The organism is Spirosoma fluviale (genome assembly GCF_900230225.1).
GTDB lineage: Bacteria > Bacteroidota > Bacteroidia > Cytophagales > Spirosomataceae > Spirosoma > Spirosoma fluviale.
In genome coordinates this window covers 1,843,920-1,864,313 of record NZ_OCNH01000001.1, presented here as the reverse complement: position 1 = coordinate 1,864,313, position 20,394 = coordinate 1,843,920, and the positions used below count along the sequence as shown (strand labels likewise).

Annotated in this window: 12 protein-coding genes; 8 read left to right on the top strand and 4 right to left on the bottom strand. The window is 51.7% G+C overall.

Annotated features, from left to right (window positions below; genetic code table 11):
* Positions 1-434 precede the first annotated feature (434 nt).
* Together CRO74_RS07835 and CRO74_RS07830 are read left to right on the top strand one after the other, a co-directional pair.
* Positions 435-3,692 carry a SusC/RagA family TonB-linked outer membrane protein gene (locus tag CRO74_RS07835; RefSeq protein ID WP_097125421.1) on the top strand — a complete coding sequence of 1,086 codons (3,258 nt, stop codon included), beginning with the start codon at positions 435-437 and terminating at the stop codon, positions 3,690-3,692.
* Positions 3,693-3,783: 91 nt separating this feature from the next.
* A complete protein-coding gene (locus tag CRO74_RS07830; RefSeq protein ID WP_097125420.1) occupies positions 3,784-5,466 on the top strand; it encodes a RagB/SusD family nutrient uptake outer membrane protein in 1,683 nt (560 codons plus the stop codon).
* Between the two features lie 125 nt (positions 5,467-5,591).
* Here the strand turns inward: CRO74_RS07830 and CRO74_RS07825 are convergent, their stop codons facing one another.
* Positions 5,592-7,136 (bottom strand): DEAD/DEAH box helicase, encoded by a 1,545-nt coding sequence (locus CRO74_RS07825; RefSeq protein ID WP_245877816.1) that lies wholly within the window; start codon positions 7,134-7,136, stop codon positions 5,592-5,594.
* A gap of 34 nt (positions 7,137-7,170) precedes the next feature.
* Positions 7,171-7,428 carry a hypothetical protein gene (locus CRO74_RS07820; protein ID WP_097125418.1) on the bottom strand — a complete coding sequence of 86 codons (258 nt, stop codon included), beginning with the start codon at positions 7,426-7,428 and terminating at the stop codon, positions 7,171-7,173.
* Between the two features lie 108 nt (positions 7,429-7,536).
* Here CRO74_RS07820 and CRO74_RS07815 point away from each other — a divergent pair, with 108 nt between their 5' ends.
* The 6 genes from CRO74_RS07815 (at position 7,537) to CRO74_RS07790 (ending at position 17,734) form a co-directional block, all read left to right on the top strand.
* Positions 7,537-8,133, top strand: coding sequence for a PepSY domain-containing protein (locus tag CRO74_RS07815; protein ID WP_097125417.1), 597 nt, complete (start codon positions 7,537-7,539; stop codon positions 8,131-8,133).
* Between the two features lie 96 nt (positions 8,134-8,229).
* On the top strand, positions 8,230-12,531 hold the full coding sequence (locus tag CRO74_RS07810; protein ID WP_097125416.1) for a T9SS type A sorting domain-containing protein: 4,302 nt from the start codon (positions 8,230-8,232) through the stop codon (positions 12,529-12,531).
* Positions 12,532-12,597: 66 nt separating this feature from the next.
* Positions 12,598-14,709 (top strand): TonB-dependent receptor, encoded by a 2,112-nt coding sequence (locus tag CRO74_RS07805; RefSeq protein ID WP_097125415.1) that lies wholly within the window; start codon positions 12,598-12,600, stop codon positions 14,707-14,709.
* 15 nt (positions 14,710-14,724) lie between these two features.
* A complete protein-coding gene (locus CRO74_RS07800) occupies positions 14,725-15,360 on the top strand; it encodes an ABC transporter ATP-binding protein (protein ID WP_097125414.1) in 636 nt (211 codons plus the stop codon).
* Positions 15,361-15,368: 8 nt separating this feature from the next.
* Complete coding sequence (locus CRO74_RS07795; RefSeq protein WP_097125413.1) at positions 15,369-16,439, top strand: hypothetical protein; 1,071 nt, start codon at positions 15,369-15,371, stop codon at positions 16,437-16,439.
* A gap of 71 nt (positions 16,440-16,510) precedes the next feature.
* Positions 16,511-17,734, top strand: coding sequence for a saccharopine dehydrogenase family protein (locus CRO74_RS07790; RefSeq protein ID WP_097125412.1), 1,224 nt, complete (start codon positions 16,511-16,513; stop codon positions 17,732-17,734).
* Here the strand turns inward: CRO74_RS07790 and CRO74_RS07785 are convergent.
* Together CRO74_RS07785 and CRO74_RS07780 are read right to left on the bottom strand one after the other, a co-directional pair.
* On the bottom strand, positions 17,731-18,705 hold the full coding sequence (locus tag CRO74_RS07785; protein ID WP_097125411.1) for a Gfo/Idh/MocA family protein: 975 nt from the start codon (positions 18,703-18,705) through the stop codon (positions 17,731-17,733). The two genes, CRO74_RS07790 and CRO74_RS07785, sit on opposite strands and share 4 nt — an antisense overlap.
* 266 nt (positions 18,706-18,971) lie before the next feature.
* The gene (locus CRO74_RS07780) at positions 18,972-20,288 is read right to left on the bottom strand and encodes an aminotransferase class V-fold PLP-dependent enzyme (RefSeq protein WP_097125410.1); all 1,317 of its coding nucleotides are present in this window, start codon (positions 20,286-20,288) and stop codon (positions 18,972-18,974) included.
* Positions 20,289-20,394: the final 106 nt, after the last annotated feature.

Genomic DNA, 20,394 nt, shown 5'->3' with positions numbered 1-20,394 from the left:
TTAGGTACGTCAATAGACAGACATTCACATTTGGCCTATTTCCAATAATTGATCTGATGACCATATGCAGTTTTTTTGGAACGAAACCTGAATAATTATCCAACGGGCAGGCATGTAATTAAAGGATCCGATTATGTATAGTAATTCGCTGAGTAGTTCAGATAATACCTAGCCTCTATTACCCAAACTTAGTCAATGAAAAGCGGATAACTACTCTCCTGTATTTATCCGCTTTTTAACTATAAAATGTTCGTTAATTAACGACTTAAAGAGATAATATAATTTTATTAATTCAAAATATTATTCCGCAATTATTAGATATATCAGAATAAGAGTTCAAGTAAGTCACATATTTCAAACTATTTTTTATGACTCGTGAGCTAATTAGTTTTAGGTGAAAGAGACGTTCTTTTTTAACCTAACACTAAACGTTTATGAGAAAATTTATATGCCTGAGTCTGCTCTTGATCGGTGCATTCAGCATGACTGCCTGGGCGCAGGATCGGCGAGTTATTGGCAAAGTCACCTCCGCCGAAGATGGCTCCCCTCTACCCGGCGTTTCGGTCGTACTGAAAGGCACCACAAAAGGAACGTCGACCGATGCAGGTGGCATCTTCGACATCTCCGTACCATCTGCCAGGGGCACGACGCTCGTATTCAGCTTCGTTGGCGTAGCTACGCAGGAAATCCCCGTTGGCAACCAGTCCGAATTAAACGTCAGTATGGCATCCGACTCCCGGCTACTCACCGAAGTGGTGGTAACGGGTAGTGGGGTAGCTACCAGTAAAGCGAAACTCGGTATTGCCGTAGAAAGCGTTTCGGCTAAAGATCTGCCCCAGACGCCCACCGCATCCATCGATCAGGCATTGGTCGGTAAAATACCCGGTGCTCAGATATCTTCCACCAGCGGAAACCCCGGCGACCCTGTCAATATTCTGTTACGCGGTATCAACAGTGTGCAGGGCGGCACCAAACCCCTCATCATGGTCGATGGCGTTCAGATAGCCTCCACCGACATCAACTCGCTCGACCTGAGCAACATCGACCGGGTAGAAGTCGTGCAGGGGGCCGCTTCGGCTTCCATTTACGGCGCTCAGGGAGCCAATGGCGTTATTCAGGTCTTTACCAAAAAAGGCAAAAAGGGCCGTACGGCGATCAACTTCTCGACCAGTTATTCGGCCAATGAATTCCTGAATACCGGCAACGTACATAAAGCCCAACTACACCCCTACCTGACCGATGCCAGTAATAATATCGTCGATACGCAGGGAAATATACTGGATTATACGCAGTACGGCGCAATTGAGGGCATTTCCTATCAGTACGGTGGTGCGACTCGCTATGCCATCCAGGATATCCGGAACGTAGCCGACAAACCGTACAATGCCAACCTGAAATACTACGATCACTTCAAACAGGTATTCCAAACCGGTAGCACCACAAACAATACGATCAACATTTCGGGGGCATCGGAAAAAAGTGATTTCAATATCGCAGCCGCGAACAACCATACCACATCGCCAATTCTGACGAAAGAGAACGGCTCGATTGACCGAAGTAACCTGTCGGCCAACGTCGGCACGGAGCTTTTCAAAGGCTTCACGCTTCGTTCAACGACTCAGCTGGTGTACACCAAAAATACGCTTAAGCCAGGGCTGGGGGCCAGTTATGGTCCGCTAAATGGTGGCAACGGCCAGGTTGGTTCGGTCTATTCGTTTCTGAATACATCCCCCTTCTTTGACCTGACCCGCAAACTGGCCGATGGCACCTACCCGGTTTACCCAACGGCGGACTTTCTGAGCGTCAATGCCGGGAACCCGTATTACCAGGCAACTTATACGGATGCGATCAATAATAAGATCGACGTTCTTCAGAATTTCAACGCCAATTATAAGGTCAATAAATTTCTGGAACTCGATGCCAAGTACGGCATTAACTACCGCAACGAAACCGCCCGCTGGACGTACTTTAACCAGTCGCAGAATGCAAGCTCCGAGTACTATCAGTCGTGGTCGAGCAATTACGCCCCGGACAACAAAGGTGAAATTGATAATTTCCAGTACAACAACACCTTTCAGAACTTCCTGGGTACGGCTTTTATCCGAACGGATTTTCAGGACGATTTCCACTCAAAGTTACCCATTCAGACCAGCACCCAGATTTCATTCGATTACCGCAAGAATAAGTCGAATCGGTATGATACCTATGGCTTAAGCCTGAGTACGGCCCCGCCTTACAATGTGGCGGCTACGTCGTCGCAGGCGGTAGCCTATGATATTGTCACGCCGTTTATCACCTATGGCTATCTGGTGAATCAGAAAATAGATTTCGGCGACTACGGCGGTATAACGGCCGGTTTTCGTAGTGACTGGTCGTCGTCGTTCGGGGGTGGGTCTACCCCGTTCACGTTCCCGCACTTTGATGCGCACGTAGCCCCGCTAACGTTCTTCAAGAACAGCGGGCTGAACAACACACTGCCCTATTTCAAATTACGGGCCGCGTATGGCGAAGCGGGTATTCAGCCGGGTGCGTTTGACCGCTACCCCGTACTGAGCCAGCGCAACCTGGGCACGGGTCTGGTGTACACCGTTCCAACCACCACCCAGAACCCGAACTTAAAAGTAGAAGTATCGAAGGAATTCGAGGTGGGCACCGACTTCACACTGGGTGGGAATGCCGGTCGGTCGTGGCTGAACTCGCTTTCGGGTTCGTTCACCTACTGGAAACGCTCCAGCGAAAACGTGATCTACACAGTTAGCGTACCGCCTTCGCTGGGCTCAACAGGGCAGTTGACGAACGCCATCAATATGTCGTCCAACGGAGTTCAGTTTTCCTTAACCCTGCCCGTTTACAATTCGAGGGGGCTGAAGTGGGACTTCACGACCAATTTTGGCCACCAGATTTCTATGATAGATGCCATTTCGGGCGGGGCCGATATTATCCTGCTTTCGAATGCCGGGAGCACGGCGCTGGTGTTGACAGCGGGCCAGCCCATTGGTCAGGTTTACGGGTACAAAACCCTGACCAGTCTGGACTTCACCAATCAGGAAGGGGTCAAGTACATAACCGATGCCAACCGGGCCAACTTCACGATGGTGGGTAAATACGTGGTGGACAAGACGACCTATCAGCCCCAGTTCACCAACGAAACTTACCCGCTGATGAACCCAAACCCGAAATTCAACGCGTCGTTCATCAATGGTCTGAGTTTCAAAAACTACCTGACCCTGAACGTCCAGTTCGACTGGGTGTATGGCAGCCACCTGTACAACCAGACGAAAGAGTGGATGTATAGAGATGGCATTCATGGTGATTTCAGCAACCCGATTACCATCGACGGCAAAACGGGGGCGTTCACGGCCTATTACGCCGGGGCGTATTATGGCTTATGGGGCAGCACCCGGGGTGCGGGTAACAACGCCACGAAAGACTTTTTCGTAGAAGATGCCTCGTTTGTTCGCCTACGCAACATTTCACTGGCCTTCGATCTGGCGAAAGTGGTTCAACTACCCTACTTCAACAGAGCGCAGATCGTGTTCACGGGCCGCAACCTGCTGACGTTCACAAAATACACGGGCTATGACCCGGAGATCAGCTCGGGTACGTCGAACTCCTCGTTCGACCGGGGCGTCGATCACAGCACCCTGCCTAACATCAAATCGTACCAGGTGGGACTGAACATTGGTTTTTAATTCTTTACGTCATGAACAGAAGCGCCGATTATATTGAAAATAACCGACTACTGATCAGACACTTAACACTCCCAACTCAATTTCGCTCAAGATGAAACGATTCCATAAACATAAATTCGTTACCACGGTCTGTTTAACGGTGGCACTCCTAAGCGGAGTTTCCTGCAAGGAGCAACTGGACGTTGGCAACCCGAACGCGCCAACCACGACGGCCAACGTCAATACCGAAGCGGGTATCATCTCGTTTGCCCAGGGTGGTGTATATGTCAATGGGTTTTATAACGGGGACGACTGGCTGGGGAACAGCTATTTCTCGCTACCCTGGGGCTATAGCGAACTGATGGCCGATAACCTCGGAGCCGATGCTTCCAACAACCAGATCACGACCATCGGCGTACCCGATTACATCATTCTGGACGATGGCACCAAAGTGGCAAATCCGTCTCCGCAGGTAAGCATCATCCGGTCGTACAATACACGGGCGGCAACGGGGGCGGGCAATAACCCGCTGTACTACCAGTGGCTGAATATGTACGCCCTCAACAATGCCTGCAATCAAACGCTGGATTTAGTAGGTACTATTCCCTTCGCGGGGGATGCGGCCAGCCGCTCCAATACCATAAAAGCGTGGGCCTACTGGTGGAAAGGCTATGCGTATGCCTCCATCGGTTCGATGTATTACGCGGGGCTGATTGAGGATAAGGCAGGCGTGACCAATAGTGACTATGTCCTGCACGATGCCATTATCAACCAGTCGAATACGTATTACAATCTGGCCACTACTACGCTGACTGCAATTACCAGCAACAGCGATTATCAGGAGGTAATTTCGCGGTTGATCCCGGCGTTCACGCAGGTGGGAAACGGGGGCGTTCCTACCATCGATATGTGGAAACGTAACATCAACACCATGCTGGCCCGCAATATTATGGTCAACAAACTGGCTCCGTTTGTGAACGGCAATCCGGCGGCTACCATTACCAAATCATCGACAACAGCCATGACCCCGGCCGACTGGAACAGCGTTCTTACACTGTCCACTGCCGGAATTCAGCGGGGCGATGTCGTTTTTACCGGCCGAAGTACGCCCTCTAACTTTTTCTTTTCGGCTTCCGGCGGAACGACGGCTGCGCTGACGACGGGGGTAAATACGTCGACTACCTTCAAGATCAGCGAGCGCTTTATTCAATCCTTCAATGCGGGCGACAAACGGCTGACCAACAACTTCAATACCAACACGACTTACAAGAACAACTATACCTTCACTACCCGGTATAGTTTGACCGCCAATGGGAATGGCATGCCCGGCGTATACGTGTACGGCACTAAAGATGTTGGGGCTTATGAGCTTTATATTGCGGGCAGTTACGAAGAGAACCAACTGATGCTGGCCGAAGCCAACATCCGGCTCGGCAACATCGAAACCGGCCTGGGATATATCGATGCAGTCAGAACGTATCAGGGCGCGGGGGTAGCAACCGTAAAAGGAAGCGGTTTAAGCCTGGCCGGAGCACTTACCGAACTGACAAAAGAACGACGAGTTGCTTTGTTTGGGCGTGGCCTGGGATTCTACGATAACCGGCGTTGGGGCTGGACGTACGACATTTCAGTGGGCGGGGGCAGCTACGGCAATACGCTGGTAACCACGGAGGGGGTAGTCAATAAGAATGTTACGATCAACTACAACTTCATGGATTACTGGGATGTACCCGCCGATGAAGCTGTTTTAAATCCAACGACTTCGACGGTGGCGACTCAAAATCCAAATTACTAGTTCTGGCCCCGCAACGCCAACCATGAGAAATCCCCCTCAGAATGAATCCTGAGGGGGATTTCTTTTATATCCGTTACGAATGCAAAGCCAGTCGGCACAGCATAAATAAGTCGTTGCTGGATTCTTTAATTGTCGGCTACGGGAGTTAATTCCGTTGGTTTCCGGGACTGGGTTTGTTGGCCCGTTTCCTGCCCTTCCGGTTTCGGTCCCCGCCGACGCTTTTTACGACGCTTTGGTTTGTCGGTCGCTTCGCCAGCAGCAGTAACGCCACCAACGGGCAAAGCTGCATCGGTAGCCACAACGGCCTTTGGCTCAGCGGTTACAGACGCATCGACGGAACGCGGTTGCCCGTTTCGGGTGTCGTTCCGTCGCTCACCCTGACCTCGTTCGCTGCCGCTACGGTCGCTGCCGCTACGGTCGCTGCCGCTACGGTCGTTACCACTACGGTCGCTACCGCTACGGTCGTCGCGCCGTCGACCACCATCGCGGCCACCTTTCCCGGCGACACTGGCACCGCGAGCGTTTCCACTCCGCGAGCTATCGCCCCGTCGGCCACTGAACCGTTTCGGATCGAACACCGGCGATTTGCCCATGCCCAGCTCTTCGGTAATGGCTTGTTTGTCGACTTCACGCTCAATGAGTTTTTCGATACTGACGATCCGATTCTGGTCCTGATCGCTCACGAATGTAATGGCCGTTCCGGTCGTAGCCGCCCGTGCGGTCCGGCCAATCCGGTGAACGTAATCCTCAGCATCGCGGGGAATGTCGTAGTTCACTACGTGCGTGAGGTTGTCGATGTCGATGCCCCGCGAGAGCACATCGGTGGCAACCAGGATCGGGAATGCTTTATTTTTGAAGTCCCGCAAAACCACCTCGCGGTCGTCCTGCTCCAGATCAGAGCTGATGCCACGGGCTTCGTAATTAAGCTTACTCAAGGCACGAACGATGCTGTTGACTTCCGACTTGCGAGATGTAAACAGCACCATGCTCTGCACCGGTTTCGTGCTGTTTTTAATTAAATGAGCCAGCAACGGCAGTTTCTGGTTGTCGAATGCCATGTAGAACTGCTGGTCGATACCCGCAGCCGGTTTTGAAACGGCCAGCCGGATTTCTTCGGGATCGGTTAAAAGCTTTTTCGAAAACTCCCGGATTTTATTGGGCATCGTTGCCGAGAACAGCAGCGTTTGGCGCTTGGCGGGAATCTTCTCAACGATATTCATAATATCGTCCGAGAAACCCATATCGAGCATCTTATCGGCCTCATCGAGCACCAGATAGTCAATCTTGTCGAACTTGACATAGCCAAGCTGCATGTGCGCAATCAGGCGTCCGGGTGTGGCAATAATAATGTCGGCACCGGTTTCGAGGGCTTTCCGTTGCTTATCCCAATCATCGCCTTTGCCCCCGCCATAGATGGCAATGCTGTTGGCCTGGACGAAATAACCAAAGCCTTCGACCTGCTCGTCGATCTGTTTGGCCAACTCACGCGTGGGTACCAGAATGAGCGTGCTGGTATGGTCGTGGTCGGTGTGGGAGATTTTGTCGAGAAGCGGAATAAGGTAAGCCGCCGTTTTACCGGTGCCCGTCTGCGCACTGGCGATCAGGTCTTTTCCGGCAAGTATTTTGGGAATAGCCATCTCCTGAATAGGAGTGGCTTTTAAGTAATTCATGGCGTCCACGCCGGCCAGCAGGTCGTCGTGAAGATTAAATTCCTGAAATATCAAGGTAACAGCTGAATGATGGTGAAAAACCGCTGACCTTAACTTCCTGGCCAGCAAACCGCTTGATTTGAAACAAATATAACGAAAAAGCCGAAAAAACCTTATCTAAAGATGCACTCCTTTTCGACCAGGAAACGCAGTTGGCAAATTCATCATCGGCGATTAACTGTGCGATCAAAGGTCGTTGGGTCTCGCTGCCGATCCGTTTATTCGGGCACCAGCTTTCCGGACCTAAATTCATTCCTTTAGAACCGATAGATCGAGTCTACGAAGAAAACAATAAATTGGCAGTTACTGAGCCGCTACCTATCTTATTGTACCAATTGCCATCCCTTCTAAAAATTAGTATATGAACGACAATAAAGCCAGTGTTCGCCGACTGCGTCTGTACCGAAAAGTGCACAGTATTTTAGGCGGGTCATTATTTATCTTCTTCATCCTTATTTCAGTTACAGGCTTGCTGTTAGGCTGGAAAAAACATTCGGGCGGTTATTTGCTGGCGAAGTCATACCAAGGTGTCTCGACCGACTCAAAATCCTGGTTGCCAATCGACTCATTGAAACAAATAGCCTTTCAAACACTACGCGACTCCGTTTCCGGGGATCTGTCAACCAGCCTGGATCGAATTGATATACGCCCAAAAAAAGGCATGGTCAAATTTGTTTTTGCGGATCATTACTGGGGAATTCAGTTAGATTGTAAAACCGGACAGGTGTTGCATATTGAGCGTCGGCGATCTGATTTTGTGGAGCACCTGCATGATGGGTCTTATTGGGACTCACTGCTTCAATTGGGCGATGAACCGGCCAAACTACTGTATACCACAATAACAGCGGTCGCTCTATTACTTTTTTCAATTACCGGCTTCTACTTATACTATGGCCCCAAACGTATACGTCAACAGAAACAAGGCAAGCAAACCGTTAACTCTAATTTCATGAAATAGTCAATTTTTCACAAAAAAGCTGATCCATCAGACAGTTGGTAGGAAGCTCATATTTACTTATTATTGAAGGTTGTTTTAATAGAGCTATCCTTCCACATGCATTTTGTTTACTTACTAGCAGTCTGGTTTCTTTCCAGCTCACTTCTTTTTGCCCAAACGTTAACTATTCAATCTGTATCAAACGTCTGTTATGATCAGGAAAGCCTGCTTACTTATAGTTCTACGGTTGCACTTGCCACAGAAAACGTCTTCACTATCGATGTACGCGGTTATTACAATGACGCGTATGTCAAGACGTTTCCAGCCACCGTCAAAAATGGGAAAGTAGCTTTTACCATCAAGGATCTGAACTTCCCGGACTATGTTCTTCAGAGCGGCCTGCAAGTCCGCTTAGCCTCTACCAAACCTGCGCTCAAGAGTGAGTGGTTCAGCTACTTCTACCTGAATCGGCGGGCATCGGTCACCCTGACGGCCCCCACCATACCGGTAATCAATCCACTGGAGCCAACGGGGTTGCAGTTTACGGTCGACGGCTCCGGACCGGTAAATGTTGTCCTAACGGATAGTAGTCAGTTTACACTTTCGAGCGGCTATTATCAGTCGGGCACTTTCGTAGCAACCCAGCTGGTAAATCCGAAGACCACGACTACCTACAGCATTGCCCGGATCAGTAATGTGTGTGGTGTGGGCGTGAGCAGCGGGTCGGCTACGGTGCAGGTCAACCCCATAAGTGTCCGGACTGCATCCGTCAACGCCAATCAACTGTGTATCGGCAGTGAGTTACGCGTTGGGTATTCGACGCAGGACGGTGCATTTACCGCCAACAACCAATTTAAAATCCGGCTTACCGGGTATAATGCCTATTCGGGCCAGGAAGACCCCTCAATCACTTACGAGTTCGACGCTGTTCTGGACAATGGTCTTTTGAAAGCGACAATCCCGCCTACGGTGTCTGCCCAGGCTAACTACACGGGCTCGTACTACTCCGTTCGGGTACGGTCTACCGCACCGGCTACCCTAAGCGACCATGCAGGGTATTATGTTGCCATCCGGCCAGCGTCCTCTGCCATTTTCACCTCCGAGAGCCGCACCATTGCCATTGGTCAGACGGTTGATCTGGGGCTTAAATTTCAGGGGCAGCAGCCCTTTAGCGCCCTTTTAAGCGACGGTACAGTCTTACGTTCCGACTACTACTCCGATTACCCGGTTCAGACCTCTGTTCGTCCCAGTCAGACAACAACGTATACGGTTAAGTCCCTTCAAACGGGTTGCGGGTCTGCTCCCATGCCCATAGCCAGCAGTGTTATTATGACCGTCAATCCGGGAATCGCCATCGACTCGGTTAGTGAGGGGGCTATTTGCGAAGGGCAGACCCTGCGGATCAAGTTTTTGCACAACCTGTCGCTGGGTGCCAATAACCAATTTCTGGTCCGTTTCCGGCACAGTTCGGGTGTGGTGTCCAATGCTATTCCTGCTCAGCAACAGGGCAACTACCTGACCGTGAAAGTCCCCTTGTTCACATTACCTCAAAACCAGACGTTCCGTAATCGGTCGTTTACCATTGAAGTAAGCAGTACTCAACCGGCTTACACTTCTGAAGCGAAGGGGAATCTGAACATCCTGACCTACCCCACTATGCGCTGGTCGGACAATAATGTTTATACGATTGATAAGCCGCAACAACAGGTAAACTGGTTCTGGACTGGCGACGGAGGTGGCCCCTACCAGCTGGAGATGGAAACCGGCGAAACGGCCAGTACAAGCATTTGGGACAATGTATCGGCGGTTTCGGTGCCGGGCAATACTTCCCGAACCTTTCGGGTGAAGTCGGTCAGGAACGCCTGTTTCGTTACGAATAACCCAGCGCAGGGATCGTTGACGGTCAGGAATACGGACGGCTATTTCATCTATGTCAAACCCTACAAAGGCGTTGCCTGTCAGGGCGACAGCATCGAACTTAGCTTTGAAACAACCGGCGAGTTTGCTCCCGGCAATCAGTTTCGTATTCAATCCCGAGACGGCAGTACGTGCTGCAGCTTCCCGAATACCTGGGCTACAACTACCAAATCTGGAACCATCAAATTCAAACTACCAACCGATTTTGGCTGGTATAGCACCGGCGGCAGTGAAACGGCATTTCGCATTGCTTCCACAAATCCGGTTGTGTTTAGTGAAGACCGGTATTTGACTATCCATAGGCCGGTTTACAATGTGAGCATCAATGCGCTTTCGGAAGAACTGCTGCAACCTGGTACCGTTACCCGAACCATTAATTACCTGGGCGGAACGCCGGTAACCATCAACTATACTCTCGGTGGAACCAACTACAGCCTCGTCTCATCGGGTTGGTACAGTACAGACCTCAGTTACCCGGTTAACGGAACGACAAACTTTACGGTAAACTCTATTTCCAATGCCTGTGGTCCGGTTCCGGTCAATCAATCGACTACCCACCGGATTCTTCCCTATAGCCTGAAAACACCGGCCATTACCGGCCAAACTTACGAGCCCGTTGCCTATTGCGCCGGTAGTACGCTCACCCTGCCGTATGTCATGGTTGGACAACCCGACCCCGCCATTAGCCTGTCGGTCGAGTACCGGCGAGCCAACGCCACCGAATTTCGTACGCTGGCCTCGTCGATCAGGACCAATCCGGTGGTTGTTACGCTCCCCGACACCCTCCAGACCGGCGATTACGTGATTCGGCTGGTATCGAACCTCGCAATTGCATCGCCAAACCAAACCATTCGGGTACGCCGGAAAGCAACGGCACTTTTGTCAACAGATAATGGCGTTTCCACATTCGATTTATTCCCCGGCAGTTCGGCCGTTTTACGGGTAAATTTTACAGGCTCGCCCGACTGGACCGTATTATTTACGAATGGACTGCGACAAGTATTTTCATCCAGTCCGGGCACGATGTACATAAACCCGAAATCGAAGACGGTCTACACCATCCAGGCAGTTACGAATTCCTGCGGCTACGGAACCGCTTCGGGTGAAGTATCCGTACGGATCAAACCCACCTTGTCGATCAGCATGAACAACAATATTTTCTGCGCCGGATCTAAAATACCCGTTACCTACAATGCTCAGGGCGATTTTGAACCGGGCAACCGGATCAAGATTGGTTTGGTAGACGGAACCACGGTACGCTGGCTCGATTCTACCGCAGCTACCCAGGGCACCTTTCAACTTAGTATGCCAGGCAGTTTGACGGTCGGCAATAGCTATTCGTTAAAACTGGTTTCGACTAATCCGGTACAGGAAACCCAAATGAGTTTCCAGCTTTTATCGACGCCCATCGTTACACTGGGTGGCAATTCCGTTATCAATCCACAGCAAACCGCCAACATACGACTAAAGTCAAATCAGCCGTTCAACGGGTACGGCTACCCCATCCAATATACATTATCTACGGGTGAGTCGGGTGAATTTTTTCCCTGGCCACCCTCCTTCGACCTAAACGTCAGACCAACCCAAACCACTACGTACCAACTGGCATCCGTATCGAATGCTTGCGGGGCAGGTCAATTCTCGGGCTCAGCGACGGTAACCGTTAACCCTCCCTCCGACCGGCAGGTAATGACTGCGGACGTTAGTGGAGCCGGAACGATCTGTTCAAATGATACCATACAGGTAATTTTTGACACCAGGGGGACGTTCTCCGCGACGAATCGATTTACGGTTCAACTATCTGATTCAACCGGCACTCAATTCAGCGACCTGACTACTTTTGGCACGAAAAGTCCCCTTAAAGCGCTCATCCCCGCCACTATGCCCCGTGGCTCATTTTACCGGGTACGGGTTGTGGCGTCGGATGCTGGTGTAAGCAGTTCCACCAACCCTGTGCCACTCGTACTGCGGTTTAGTGCAACTGCCGCTTTCGAATCAGCCACAATTGGCTTCACACCGGGAAAACCGGTGAAGCTGAAAATAAATCTGACGGGCGAAGCCCCCTGGTCAATCCGGATCGGAAATGAATTTAATCCGGTTTCTTTGTTATACGCAAGCAGTACGCCTTACACCATTGATTTGTCGCCAACAGCGGCCTCAAGCATTTACAAACTATATCAGGTAGCCAACGGATGCGGGTTTGGCAGACTAGTCGAGCCATCCACAGTTCAGATAAGCGTGCTGACGGCTACCGACCCGGCCCTGGCAAAGCAGTTCCTGGTGTACCCGAACCCGACGAATGGTCTGGTAACTATTCGCCAGGAAGGGGCAGCAACTCCCTATCGAACACGGTTAACTGACCTTCAGGGGAATGTGCTGCAACAAAAAAGTACGGCGAAAGAGATTGACGAACAAGACCTGTCCGTACTGTCAACCGGCGTATATTTGCTGACTATTGAAACAGATAAGTCCAGTGTGATTTTCCGCATTCTGAAACACTGACGGGTTCAGGCAGCGAAGATCGCTCCTGTTCCGGACTGTTATCTGTCCTGCAACCTTTGCCCGGTAATGAAAAAACGACTACTACTGCTCCCGTTTTGTTTCCAAGTTTGTATACAATCCGTTCTCGCCCAAACGTCATCGCCTTCTCTGGAAGATACCCTTCAACTCAACGAAGTGGTTGTGCGGGGGTATGCCTCCAACCGGCGATTGCTGGAAACCCCGGCCTCGGTCGGGCTACTGTCCCGTCGGGATTTGAACCAGCGTTTCGGTACGCCCACGCTGGTACCGGCGCTGAACACCTTACCGGGCGTTCGGGCCGATGAACGGTCGCCGGGGAGTTACCGGCTGGCCATTCGGGGGAGTGCCATTCGGTCGCCGTTCGGGGTTCGGAACATCAAAGCGTACTGGAACGAACTGCCGCTGACCGATGCGGGCGGCAACACGCCCCTCAATGCCCTCGATGTGCGGGCGCTAGGGCGCATTGAAGTCATAAAAGGTCCATCCGGTAGCTTGTATGGAGCCGGAACGGGCGGTACAATTCTGTTCAGCGGATTGGGCGTACCGGCCGGTCAAACCAGTGTGGAAGTATCGGCACTGGGTGGCAGTTATGGTTTGTACGGCAACGGCATTTCAGTGCAGACCGGCAAAAACAACTCGGCAATTTCACTTAATTATAACCACTTACAATCCGACGGATACCGTGACCAAAGTGCCGTGGTGCGGGATAACCTAAGTCTGGTGGGTTCGTTCAACGTGAGTCCCAAACGAACCATTTCGATACTGGCGCTCTATTCCGATCTGCATTACCAGACGCCGGGGGGGCTAAATGAAGCGCAGTTCAAGGCTAATCCACGAGCCTCTCGTTTTGCCACCGCCACCTTACCCAGTAGTGCCGCCCAACAGGCGGGTATCTACCAGAAAGTGGGCTACCTGGGCTTTTCGCACGAGTACCGCTGGAACGATCGGATTCAGAATACTACGGTCATCTACGGCTCCACCACCGACTTTGCCAATCCGTTCATCACCAACTACGAAAAACGCACCGACCAAGGACTCGGCGGTCGAACCATCACCCAGATTCGTTTCCCGAACGGGCCACTGCCAACAGTCGTTACGGTTGGGGCAGAGTATCTGCGCAACTTCACCATCGTCCGAAACTTCGGCAACCGGGGCGGCATTGCCGATACGATCCAGACCGATGAGGAACTAGTCGCCCGGCAGTCGACGGTTTTCCTGCAAACCGAAACCGAACTGCCCGCTCGTTTCCGGCTAACGGCGGGCCTGAGCCGCAATGACATTCGGTATGGCTTTACCCGTTTTTCAACGCGGGCGGCAGGTGGAGCCCCGGCCATTCCCCTGATCCGTAATTTCACGCCGGTCTGGCTGCCACGCGTTGCGCTTCTCCGCACCTTCGGCCAGAACGTGTCGGCTTTTGCCAGTATCAGCACCGGCTATTCAGCTCCATCGACGCAGGAAGTACGTCCGTCTGCGGGTGGTTTCAACACCACCCTGAATGCCGAACGGGGAACGAGTTTTGAGGTAGGATTACGCGGGTCGGCTTTCCGAAGCCGGTTACGGTTCGATGTCGCGGCTTATCAGTTCCGGCTAACCGAAACGATTGTTCGGCGGTCGGATGCAGCTGGTGCCGAGTTTTTCGTCAACGCGGGTCGCACCGATCAGCGGGGGCTGGAAGCGCAGCTGAGTTATGATTTCCTGCCACCCGCCTACTACACCTCGCCAACGGGTTTATTCTCCATGCTCCGGCTCTGGAATAGCCTGACCCTCACTGAATACCGATTCCGGGATTACAAGCAGGGCACCGCAGATCTGTCCAATAACAAAGTTCCGGGTGTAGCGCCAACGACCAACGTTACGGGCATTGATGTAGAGACAAAAGCCGGTGTGTACGCCCACGTTACGTACCAGTTTCTGTCGCCTTTCTACCTCAACGATGCCAATACCGTACTTGCCGACCCGACACAGTTACTTCAGGCAACCCTTGGATTCCGGCATTCGCTTGGTAAAAACTGGACAATCGATGTGTACGCCAGTGGCGACAATCTGCTGGATCGAACCTATTCGTTAGGCTACGACCTCAACGCCGTTGGTAACCGGTATTTCAACGCAGCCCCCGCCAGAAACGGAGTCGGTGGCGTTCGATTACGGGTGAAATTGTAAGGGTAGTAGAGAGATATGTTAACCGTCACAAACTTTACCAAAGCGTACAGCGGGCAACCCATTTTGACGGTGCCCGTCCTACAGTTGCCGCCGGGTTTTCATTACTTCCGGGGTGGGAATGGGTCGGGGAAAACCACGTTTTTCCGGACGGTGGCCGGGTTGTTACCTTTCTCCGGACAAATTGAACTGGAAGGCAAATTTGACATAACCCGTGACCCGGTAGCCTACCGGATGCGGGTCAACTATGCCGAAGCCGAGCCCGTTTACCCTACTTTCCTGACCGCCCGCGACCTGTCCGGATTTGTTGGTAAAGCCAAAAAAGCGCCCGCCGGACAAATCGAATCGCTGGCCAAGCTGCTGGGTGTCGATACCTTCTGGACGCAGTCAACCGGCCAGTTTTCGAGTGGGATGCTCAAGAAATTATCCTTACTTCTAGCGTTCCTGGGCACTCCTAGCCTCGTGCTCCTCGACGAACCCTTAACGACTCTGGACGTGGCTACGGCAGAAAAACTGTTCGACTACATTCGGCAGCTTAGGTCCGAACAAGACGTCTCATTTCTGCTTACGTCGCATCAGGACATCAGCCTGACGGGCCTACCGCTAACGAGTACCTGGCAAGTTGGCAACGGCGTTATTTTATCTACATCTTAATCCCGGCTATGCTGACCGTACTGAACCGGGTCTTTGTAAGTGCCTTCTACGCCCGAAACGCGGGTACGTTTCTGGTCATTCTGCTGGTAGCCTTTGGCTTTCTGAGCGCCGTAGAGCACAAAGCCCTGATTACGGCAGCCCTTGGTTCGCCTTTGCTGCTGGCTCTTGTTTTTGGGCTATGGGGGCTTTATCTGCTCAAAACGGTGTCATTCGTCCGTCAGGAGTTAGGCGCTCCCGAGCACCTTTTTCTACAAACCTTCTGGCTCATTCCTACGCCTGCCCGATTGACCATGTGGTTCGGGGTGCAACTGGCACTTCTTTTTCCTATTATCACTTATGGTGGGTGGATGGTCCAGATTGCCACAGTCTACCGGCGGTGGGATTCTCTGACGGCTATTGTTCTCGTGTTAGTCGGATTAACGATCACGGGCGTGGCTCTAGCCGATTATCGACTAAGGCATCCAAACCCTGGCAGCCTCCAGCTCCCGTATGTATCCATTCCGCTACGGTACGAACTGTTTTTCCCAACCTATTGGCTCCGTCATGAACCTCTGTCGCTCGTGCTGACCAAAGCATTTTCGTGTCTGTTGCTGGTGGGTGTTTGTCGGCTTTACCCCACGGACGACTACGACCAGCGCCTTCTCCTGATTGGGCTGTTACTGGCCGTGCTGGGTCATACGCAGGTGGGCGGTCAGGTAAGTGCGTTTGAACACAAATACCTGCTTCTATTACAGAACCTACCCTTTACCCAGCTTCAGCGATTCGGCCGGTATACGCTCATGTATGGGCTTATCTGGTTACCCGAGTTACTGGTTCTCCTGCGAAACTGCCCTACCGACATCAGGCTGGATTATATTCTCTGGCTTTGGCTGGCGGGCTGGGGCTGGATTTTGCTTTTACACGCACTTGCTTATCCGCAGACCATTGATCCCGAGCGTTGGTTGTCGGGTATATTAGCCGGTTTCATTGGCGGATTGTTGCTCATTATGTTCGGTCTTCCGGTGTATATCTGGCTGATTGTAGGCTGGTTAGGGGCATTAGGATATTCATACAGATTGGCAAAAGGTCTTTCTTTTTAACGTAGAGACGCAATACCTTGCGTCTCATTCTCACATCAGCTGAACCTGCCGCCTAAAATATATCCCTTACTATGCCTACTTTCGATGTTATCGTTTATGGCGCTACCAGTTTTGTGGGCCAGATTATAACCCGATACCTGTTCGACCAGTACGGTAGCGATGGCTCCGTAAAATGGGCAATCGCGGGACGGTCAGAAAAAAAGCTTCTGGCGGTACGGAACGCCTTAGGCGAAACGGCATCTACATTGCCATTTGTCGTAGCGGACGCGCAGTCGGCCGAAGCACTTACCAGGTTGTGTAAACAAACGAAGGTGGTTGTTTCGACGGTTGGCCCTTATGCCTTATATGGCGAGCCACTGGTAAAAGCCTGCGCTGAAACCGGTACAGACTACTGCGACCTGACTGGCGAAGTTCACTGGGTAAAACGGATGATCGACCGCTATGAAACCCTTGCCCGACAAACGGGTGCTCGCATTGTACATTGTTGTGGCTACGATTCCATCCCGTCCGATATGGGTGTTTACTACCTGCAAGAACAGGCGAAAGCCCATTTTGGCACGACCTGCTCAACGGTGACTATGCGGGTGAAAGCCGCCAAAGGCGGTGCATCGGGTGGTACGATAGCCAGTGTACTCAACCTGGTAAAAGAAGCCTCTACGGATGCGACCCTGCGTAAAGAACTGGCAAACCCGTATAGCATCTGTCCACCAGTTGCCTATACTCGCCCTAGACAGTCCCCTATCCTATCTGTGAAATACGACGCCGATGCCAACGCCTGGATGGCCCCTTTTGTGATGGCAGCCGTTAACGAACGAGTGGTTCAGCGGTCCAATGCGTTTTTGCAGTATCATCAGCAGTTCATCTACAACGAAGCTATGCTGACTGGAAAAGGTGTCGTCGGTTTTCTGGCATCTTCAGCGGTAACGGCAGGCATCGGTGGGTTTATGCTGGCGGTAGCTGCCCGCCCTCTACGGGGGTTGATCGGCCGCTTGCTGCCCAAACCGGGAGAAGGTCCCAGTCCCGAAGCCCAGCGTACCGGTTTTTTTGTGCATGATGTATACGGCAAAACAGAGACCGGTCAAACAATACAGGTACGCGTTTCCGGCGACCGTGACCCAGGGTACGGCTCAACGGCGAAAATGATCGCTCAGGCGGGACTTTGTTTAGCGCAGGATATCGCTAAAACAGACAAACCCGGCGGTTTTTATACACCAGCCACCGGGTTTGGCGATCAACTGATTGACCGTTTGCAAAGTCACTCCGGCCTGACCTTTTCGGTAGTGACCACGAGTTAACGCCCGGTTATCTGATCCAGAATGTAATTGATTCTTGCGGCTGTCTCACCGGTACTGGTGCTTTTGCCCACACCACGCAGGTCTTTAACGACCAAGTCAATAAGTGGCTGTTGAACATGTTCGGGAAAAGGAATTGAGTATTCGTCCAGACCCGTGTCGGTTTCGACCCGAATGGTGAACTTCTCAAAAAAACAGAACGTGATTTTGCCTTTGGAGCCAATCAGTTGTGTCTGGTCAATCCGCTGCTCTTTGTTTACCGTAAAACACCAGCTCCCGGTACCCAACACACCCGATTCAAACGCAAAATTTGCCATAACGATGTCATCGGCGGCATACAGCCCGGCCTGATTTCGGGCAATACCGGTGGCCCTTTTAATCGGGCCGAGCGCGTATTCCAGAAAATCGAACTGATGGGAGGCTAAATCATGGAAAAGTCCCCCACCGGATACCTCGGGCGATACCCGCCAGTTAGGCTGATCTTGTTTTTCGGCGGTGGCTGGCTGTTGATGCAGCTGGATTGTCACGCACCGAATGTCGCCGATAACGTTTTGGTCGATCAGCTCCTTTACTTTTAGAAAATACGGCAGCGCCCGCCGGTAAAAAGCGACAAAGAGTGGCACACCCGTCTCCGTACTCACCCGATTCATTGCCTCGCATTCAGCCGCATTGAGGGCCATCGGTTTTTCAACGTACACCGGTTTGCCCGCACGCATGGCCCGGATGGCGTACTCGGCATGGGTATCGGGTGGCGTGGCTACGTAAATGGCGTTAACGTTGGGGTCATTAATGAGCGCATCGGCATCGCTGTACCAAACGGGCACTTTGTGTCGAAGGGCATAATCGGCCGCTTTTTGGGCATCCCTACGCATCACCGCTACTAATTCAGAATTGGGCACCTTGTTAAAAGCAGGCCCACTTTTCACTTCGGTTACATCACCGCAACCGATTATACCCCATTTCACTTGATCCATAGATTTTTCTTTCTCAAAATACTCACACGTTGCAAAGCAGACGTAGGCTAAATACTATTCGGCAGTCTCCGGAAGCGACATTTGTTATTCAAAGCCTTTGGGCCAGCTAGTCTACCGGATCTGTATTGCCACACTACTTTGCTATCCTGCGTATTGACTGTATACTATAGGCCAATGCAAGTTTGGCTTATGTTGGTGTGGATAGATAATAAAAACGCTGACCCTTCTGGAGCCAGCGTTTTTTGTCACGCGAAGGCAGTGATTTTCTAGCTTTTCTTTTGATTCCCGGCAGTAATCTGTTTGTTGGCGATGGTTGTGATAGCGGCCACCAGTCGATCCAGGTCTTTGGGTGAATGGTAGATATGGGGCGTTACCCGTATCCCTTTAATGTTTTCCCACTCAATACCTACCGTATGTATTTTATACTGATTCAGTAATTGGCCGTCTATTTCGGACGGTTTCATGCCGTCGATGGAAAACATTGCCACAGCCCCCGCAAATTCCGGTTTGAAGGAGGTATGTATCTTAACGCCGGGAATATCTTTCACCCGCTCCATCCAGTAGTTTTTCAGAAAGTGAGCACGGGCGAACTTGCGGGCCGAGCCAATGCTGTTATGAAAATCGACCGCCGTTCCAATGGCCATTTCGGAGGCAAAAGAGCGCGTTCCCAGGCTTTCAAATTTACGGATATCCGGTCCATCGGGCTCGTTGTTCGATAGCAGTGCCCAGACATTTTTGATCTTGTTCTGCCTGATATACAGCATCCCGCTGCCAAAGGGCGCACAAAGCCACTTGTGGAGGCTACTCGCAAAATAGTCGCAGCCGAGGTCGGGAATCTTGAAATCGAACAGCGCGAATGAGTGGGCACCATCGGCAATAACTTCGATACCGCGCTTGTGGGCGGCATCGGCAATTTTCCGAACAGGCATCACCTGCCCGATCCAGTTAATCATATGCGTAACATGCACCACTTTGGTACGGGGTGTAAACGCCCGTATATACTGCTCGGCCAGGGCGTCGTCGTCTTCGCTGGGCAGGTTCAGATCGAGGTAAACCAGTTTAATGCCATCCCGCTTTTCACGCTGTTTCCAGGCATTGAGCATGTTTGGGTAATCCTGTTTTGTGAGCACGACTTCATCACCCGCTTTTAAATTCAGGCCGAAGATCACGGTATTCAGTCCCTCGGTAGCGTTCCGGTTGATGGCAATTTCTTCCGCCGAACAGCCGCCCAGATCGGCCAGTTTACTCCGCAGGGCTTCCCGACCCTGATCCAGAATCCGCCACATGTAGTAGGACGGCGCTTCGTTGCAATACTGGTAAAATCGAATGTGCGCATCCTGCACTACTTTGGGTTGTGGACAAACGCCCCCATTGTTCAGGTTGAGCAGATTAGGGGATACGGTATACTCTGATTTTATCCAGGACCAGAAATCTTCATCCTGCGCCCACTCAGCGGCCGACTTTAGCCTGACATCGGCCGTGGCGACTGGATTCGCAAACGTTTCGGGTAAAAACTGTGGGAGCGTGAGCGCACCGGTCGCTGCGGCTGCGGTTTGGCGGAAGAAAGTCCTGCGGGTTGCCATAGTTGCTAGAGTATGTACATGAGGATGAACGTGTTCACGCTAAAACTACAAAATTTTTACAGAATACCGAACACGCAGTCTCTTGACTGAAGAAGCTGAGCAGGTT